Here is a 6,500-nt window from a genome sequence, read left to right as displayed (position 1 = left end):
GGTCCCGGGGACGCGGTCCAGCGGGGTCGGCGACCCGGTGCTCACCAGCCGCGCCTCGTCCTCCGGGGTCAACGGCAGCGGGCTCGAGGTGAGGGTGCCCCCGTGGCGCCGGGGGATGGTCAGCCGGAAGCACGACCCCTCCCCGGGGCTGCCCCAGCAGTCCAGCCGGCCGCCGTGCAGCTTGGCGTCCTCGAGCGCGATCGCCAGACCGAGTCCGGTCCCGCCCGACCGACGGACCCGGGAGGGATCCGCCCGCCAGAAGCGGTTGAACACGAGCGACTCCTCGCCGGGCTTGAGCCCCACGCCGTGATCGCGCACCGAGACCGCGAGCGCCGCCTCGGACCCGCGGAGGGTCACCCGGACGGGCTTGGACTCCGAGTGGTCGAGTGCGTTGGCCACCAGGTTGCGCAGGATGCGCTCCACACGTCGGGAGTCCACCTCGGCCACCACCGGCTCGGCCGGCATGTCCAGCTCGACCTGTACGCCCGCCGACTCCGCGATGTGCGACACGGTGGACACCGCGTCCTCGACCGCCCCCCGCACGTCCAGCGCGGTCACCGAGAGCTCTGCCATTCCGGCGTCGTGGCGGGAGACCTCCAGGAGGTCGGTGAGAAGGCTCTCGAACCGGTCGAGTTCGGACTCCAGCAGCTCGACGGCCCGCTTGGTCGGGGGGTCGAGGTCACCGGCGGAGTCGGAGATGATGTCCGCCGCCATCCGGACGGTGGTCAGCGGGGTGCGCAGCTCGTGCGAGACGTCCGAGGTGAAACGCTTCTGCAGGTCGCCGAACTCCTCCAGCTGGGTGATCTGGTCGGACAGGCTCTGTGCCATGTCGTTGAACGCCATCGCCAGTCGGGCGACGTCGTCCTCTCCCCGGATCACCATCCGTTCCTTGAGGTGACCGTTGGCGAACCGCTGCGCGATCGACGCCGCCTGGCGGACCGGCAGCACCACCTGCCGTGCGACCATCCACGCGATCGCCGCACTGAGCACGATGATCGCCAGGCCGGCGGTCGCGACGATCCCGCGCATGATCCCGAGCGTCTGTTCCTCGGCGATGAGCGGATAGACCAGGTAGAGCTCGAGCCCGGGGATCGACGAGTCCGTCGGCGTCCCGATGATCAGCGCCTTGGCGGGCTCTCCCCGGAAATCTACCGTGACGTACTGGTAGGCGACCCGGCCCCGCTGGACCAGCGACTGCAACTCCGGGGGCACCTGCGAGTCGGCCGGGCTGACGACCTGCCCGCGCCCGGTCTGGTCGGGCACCACCAGGATCGGGTCGAAGGTGCCCGCGTGCACCGACTCCCCGTCGGAGGCGATGCCCCGCTCCCCCAGTGCGCTGCGCGCCTGGTCGAGGCGGGACTGCTCACTGGTCCCCTCGTCGGTCGCGGCGATCTGCGCCTCGACGGTGACCCGCAGCCGGCCCGCCTGCTCGACCGCGGCGTCAAGTTTGGTCGAGAGCAACTGCGCGGCCATCTGGCTCTGCAGCATGAACGCGATCGTGAGGATCACGCCCATGGACAGCGCGAGGGTCGAGGTGACCACCCGGAGCTGGAGGGATCGCCGCCACATGCGCGCGAACCGCATCCCCAGGACGGTGAGGTCCAGGTCCCGGATCCGCTCCAGGAGGGTCGACGACGAGTCGGTCATGTCCCGGGTGTCGCGCTCGTCGCCGGAGGACGCCGCCGCGTCGTCCGGACGACGTGCGGTCACGAGACCGGACCGGCCTTGTACCCGACTCCGCGCACGGTGAGGACGACCTCGGGGTTCTCCGGGTCCTTCTCGATCTTCGCGCGCAGGCGCTGGACGTGCACGTTGACCAGCCGGGTGTCGGCCGAGTGACGGTAGCCCCAGACGTGTTCGAGCAGGACCTCGCGGGTGAAGACCTGGCGGGGCTTGCGGGCGAGCTCCACCAACAGGTCGAACTCCAACGGCGTGAGCGGGATCGGCGTGCCCTCACGCGTCACGGTGTGGGCGGGCACGTCGATCGTCACATCACCGATGTGCAGGAGTTCACTCGGCTCGTCCTCACCCCGGCGCAGACGCGCCCGGATGCGGGCCACGAGCTCCTTGGGCTTGAACGGCTTCATGATGTAGTCGTCGGCTCCGGACTCCAACCCCAGGACCACGTCCACGGTGTCCGTCTTGGCCGTGAGCATGACGATCGGCACCCTGGACTCGCCGCGGATGTCCCGACACACGTCGATCCCGCTCCGGCCCGGGAGCATGAGGTCGAGCAGGACCAGATCGGGCTGGACCGCCCGGAAGGTCTCGATGGCCTGGACGCCGTCGCCCACGACCTCGGTCTCGAACCCCTCGCCCCGCAGGACGATGGTGAGCATCTCTGCCAGTGCGGCGTCGTCGTCGACGACGAGGATCTTCGGGGTCATTGTCACCACTTGTGTCGGCGTGAGTGTCGGCATGTGTCCATGGAGACCTTACCCGGCCGCACCGACGGGCCGGGCCCACGGCTCGGCTCGGTGGCCGGGGAATCCGTGGCGCCGACGGCTCACGAGCCGACCACGAGGTCCGCCAACCGCCGCACGTCGGGGTCGACGCCCAGCACCCGCCAGGGCGAGCGCCATGCGGAGGCGGCGAGCCGACGGTAGGCCTCCCCCGTCGCCGTCTGGAGGGCGGCGTCCCTCTCGTAGCGGTCCCGGGTCCGGGCCGGGTCCGCCCTCTCCCGGGCACCGGCCCTCTCGGCGGCCAGTGCGGTCGGCGTGTCCAACAGGATCTGCAGGTCCGGCAGCGGCAGACCGAGTCGGTCGAACTCGAGCTCACCGATCCAGCGGATCACCTCCGCCTCCCGCCCGGGTCCGAGCCGGGCCGCCGTGTAGGCGGCGTTGGAGGCCACGTACCGGTCGAGCAGGACCACGTCGTGGGAGGCGGCCAGTTCGCGGAGCTCGGCGAGGGCCGCGTGTCGGTCCAGGGCGAACAGCAACGCCATCGCGTGCGGGGAGTCGGCCGTACCGGCCTGGCCGCCGTGCAGGGCGTCGGCGGCCAGGTCGGCGTGCAGGGTCCCGTACCGGGGGAACGCCAGACGCCCGACCGACACACCCCGGTCGGTGAGCTCACCGACCAGGGCGGTCGTCAGGGTGTTCTTGCCCGCGCCGTCGAGCCCCTCGACGACGACCAGACGCGCGACCACGGGATCGGATCAGTACCGGTAGTGGTCGGGCTTGTACGGGCCCTCGACGTCCACACCGATGTACTCGGCCTGGTCCTTGGCGAGCGTGGTGAGCGATCCACCGAGTGCCTCGACGTGCAGGCGCGCGACCTTCTCGTCGAGGATCTTGGGCAGCAGGTGGACGCCGATCGGGTACTGGTCGGCCTTGCTGAACAGCTCGATCTGGGCGATCACCTGGTCGGAGAAGCTGTTGGACATCACGAACGACGGGTGGCCGGTGGCGTTGCCGAGGTTGAGCAGACGCCCCTCCGACAGCACGATGATCGAGCGGCCGTCGGAGTCGAAGACGAACTCGTCGACCTGCGGCTTGATGTTGATGCGGGTGACGTCCACCGCGGACTCCAGTCCGGCCATGTCGATCTCGTTGTCGAAGTGGCCGATGTTGCCCAGGATCGCCTTGTTCTTCATCCGCTTCATGTGGTCGAAGGTGATGATGTCCTTGTTGCCGGTGGCCGTGATGATGATGTCGGCCGCCTCGATGGCCTCGTCCACGGTCACCACGTCGAAGCCGTCCATGAGGGCCTGCAGCGCGTTGATCGGGTCGATCTCGGTGACCTGGACGCGCGCGCCCTGGCCGGCGAGGGCCTCGGCGCACCCCTTGCCCACGTCACCGTAACCGCACACCAGGGCCTTCTTGCCGCCGATGAGGGCGTCGGTGCCGCGGTTGATGCCGTCCAGCAACGAGTGGCGGGTGCCGTACTTGTTGTCGAACTTGCTCTTGGTGACCGCGTCGTTGACGTTGATCGCCGGGAACGGCAGCACACCCTCGGCGTGGAAGTGGTACAGGCGGTGTACGCCGGTGGTGGTCTCCTCGGTGACGCCCTGGACCGACTCGGCGATGGCCGTGTACTTGCCCGGGTGGGCCGGCACGGACTCGCGCAGCAGCGCGTGGAAGACCTTCTCCTCCGCCGACCAGGCGGAGTCGTCCGACGGCACGGCCCCGGCCTGCTCGAACTCCTTGCCCTTGATCACGAGCATGGTGGCGTCGCCACCGTCGTCGAGGATCATGTTGGGATCGGTGCCGGGCCAGGTCATGATCTGCTCCGTGCACCACCAGTACTCGGCGAGCGTCTCGCCCTTCCACGCGAACACCGGCACGCCGGACGGGGCCTCGGGCGTGCCCTCCGGGCCCACGACGACGGCGGCGGCCGCCTCGTCCTGCGTGGAGAAGATGTTGCACGAGGCCCACCGGACCTCCGCGCCCAGCGCGGTCAGCGTCTCGATCAACACGGCGGTCTGCACCGTCATGTGGATGGACCCGGCGATCCGGGCCCCCGCCAGCGGCTGCTCCGCCCCGTACTCCTCGCGCAGCGCCATGAGGCCGGGCATCTCGTGCTCGGCCAGACGGATCTGCTTGCGGCCCGCCTCCGCCAGCGACAGATCCGCCACCTTGAACTCGACACCGTTGACGGACTGCACGTGCAGATCAGCGGACATGTGTGCGACCAGCTCCTCGTAGTTCGGAAAAGACTTCCGCACCACACTAGCGGGGAGCTCTACCGCTACGCCGTCCCCGTCTCCGGACCGCCGACCCGGGTGCGGAAGACGGTGGCCCCGTCGGCGCCCTCCAGCTCCACCACCGGCGTCGAGGCGGGGACCCACACCGCGTGGCCGGGCCCCAGCGTCTCCGTGGTCCCGTTCTCCGACACGCACACCCGGCCGGAGGTACACAACAGGACCTCCGGGCCGTCGGTCCGGTAGGTGACGGGGCCGGTGCCGGCGGGGAGCACGATGCGCGAGAGCGCGAAGTCGGGCTCGGGCGTGGGGTAGTCCACCTCCCCGGGGATCCCGCGATCGGCGGGGACCGGCCGCACCGTGGGGTCCGCGAGCGGGTCGAACGCGAGCACCCGCATCAGCTCCGGGACGTCGACGTGCTTGGGTGTCAGGCCCCCGCGCAGGACGTTGTCCGAGTTGGCCATGACCTCCACCCCGACTCCGCGGAGATAGGCGTGGAGCTGACCGGGGCCCAGGTACACGGCCTGTCCCGGCCGGAGCACCACCCTGTTGAGCAGCAGGGCACCCAGGACACCGGGATCCGTGGGGTACCGCTCGGCGAGCTCGACCACGGTCGTGGCCTCGTTCGACCACTCGCCGGAGACACCCTCCGCGGTGAGGTACCCCACGGCGCCGGTGACCAGGTCCGCCACCACCGTCTCCAACGCCATGTGCGGCATCGTCACGAAGGTGGTGAACACCGCACGGAGGCCCTCCGCGTCCGGCTGGCCGTCCAGCATGTCGCGGTAGGGTCGCAGGGCCGGCACGTCGAGGGCGTCGAACAACGCCACGGTACGGGGCACGGGGCGGAATCCGACCAGCGCGTGGAACTCGGTCAGGGCCACCAGGATCTCGGGCTTGTGGTTGGTGTCGCGGTAGTTGCGATCCGGGGCGTGGACGGCGATCCCCCGCGCGTCCTCGGCGGCGAAACCCTCCCTCGCCCTCTCCGGGGACGGGTGCGCCTGCAGGGAGAGCGCCTGCTCGGCGGACAGGAGCTTGACCAGGAACGGCAGTCCGCCCCCGTGTTCCGCGGCCACCCGCGCCCCGAGCTCTCCCTCGGGGTCGGCGGCTATCCGCGCGTCCAACCCCCGCCCGTCGGCGCAGAGCGACGAGCCGGAGTCGTGGGCGCCGAACCAGTGCTCGGCCACCGGGTGCGGTGCCGGGGAGTGGGTTCCGCACAACTCGGGGAGCGCCGTCCGCGAGCCCCATGCGTACGCCTGGACGACCGGGGTGAGAGCGACCACGGTTCTAGAGCCCCCCCACCAGCAGGTACGCGGCGGAGAGTTCGGTCCGTGCCATGAGCGCGGCCACCTTTCCGCTCAACGGGGCCGGTGTGGCACCGACCGTGTCCCGACCACGATCGGAGATCCACTCGACGTCCGCGAGCGGGCCCGCGGCCAGGCGGACGAATTCCTCGTCCGCGCTGAGCACCATACCGAGGTGCCGGATGGTCCTGTCCTCGCGTTCACCGTCGAGCTGGTCGTCGTGGAACAGACTCGCGAGGGGGTCCACGGCGGGCAGCCCTCGGGCGCGCTCGGCCTGCGACCGGACGGCGTCGGTGACGGAGGAGGTCGCCGTGACCCGGCCGGCGTCGCAGAACGCGGCCACCGCCCTGTCGCAGTAGGCCGCGGACAACGGATCCGAGTGGATCCAGACGAGCGGGTCCGAACCGGCGACCGCGGTGGCGAGGAGCTTGGCCGGGTTGACGGGGGTGGCGAGATCGGGCCCCAGGCCCTCGAGTTCGACGTCGACGGCGTCCGCGGCCACGCCGACGTCCAGTCCGGGGACGCCGAGGGCGGTCAGCACCGCCATCCCGGCGGCC

General features: G+C 70.8%; 5 protein-coding genes and 1 pseudogene. All 6 read right to left on the bottom strand.

Annotation, left to right across the window (positions count from 1 at the left end; all coding sequences use genetic code 11):
- A partial coding sequence (mtrB, locus tag G6017_RS04270; protein WP_182616090.1) for an MtrAB system histidine kinase MtrB occupies positions 1–1,710 on the bottom strand: 1,710 nt, incomplete at its 3' end.
- Positions 1,707–2,387, bottom strand: coding sequence for an MtrAB system response regulator MtrA (gene mtrA, locus G6017_RS04265; protein ID WP_187700704.1), 681 nt, complete (start codon positions 2,385–2,387; stop codon positions 1,707–1,709). The genes mtrB and mtrA, both read right to left, overlap by 4 nt.
- A 119-nt stretch (positions 2,388–2,506) precedes the next feature.
- Positions 2,507–3,145, bottom strand: a complete 639-nt coding sequence (locus tag G6017_RS04260; RefSeq protein WP_182616088.1) for a dTMP kinase — start codon at positions 3,143–3,145, stop codon at positions 2,507–2,509.
- 9 nt (positions 3,146–3,154) lie between these two features.
- Entirely contained in the window at positions 3,155–4,621 is a 1,467-nt protein-coding gene (gene ahcY, locus G6017_RS04255) for an adenosylhomocysteinase (RefSeq protein WP_182610908.1), read from the bottom strand.
- 65 nt (positions 4,622–4,686) lie between these two features.
- On the bottom strand, positions 4,687–5,922 hold the full coding sequence (gene manA / locus G6017_RS04250; RefSeq protein WP_182610907.1) for a mannose-6-phosphate isomerase, class I: 1,236 nt from the start codon (positions 5,920–5,922) through the stop codon (positions 4,687–4,689).
- A 4-nt stretch (positions 5,923–5,926) separates the two neighbouring features.
- A pseudogene (locus G6017_RS04245) lies at positions 5,927–6,500 on the bottom strand (hypothetical protein); the annotation flags it as partial.

It is taken from the genome of Dietzia sp. B44 (genome assembly GCF_014145245.1).
Taxonomy (GTDB): Bacteria; Actinomycetota; Actinomycetes; order Mycobacteriales; family Mycobacteriaceae; genus Dietzia; species Dietzia natronolimnaea.
This window is presented reverse-complemented; position numbering and strand designations above follow the sequence as displayed.

Excerpts from the sequence above, each read along its gene's own strand:
- mtrA (WP_187700704.1), bottom strand. The coding sequence starts at position 2,387 with ATGACCCCGAAGATCCTCGTCGTCGACGACGACGCCGCACTGGCAGAG.
- ahcY (WP_182610908.1), bottom strand. The coding sequence starts at position 4,621 with ATGTCCGCTGATCTGCACGTGCAGTCCGTCAACGGTGTCGAGTTCAAG.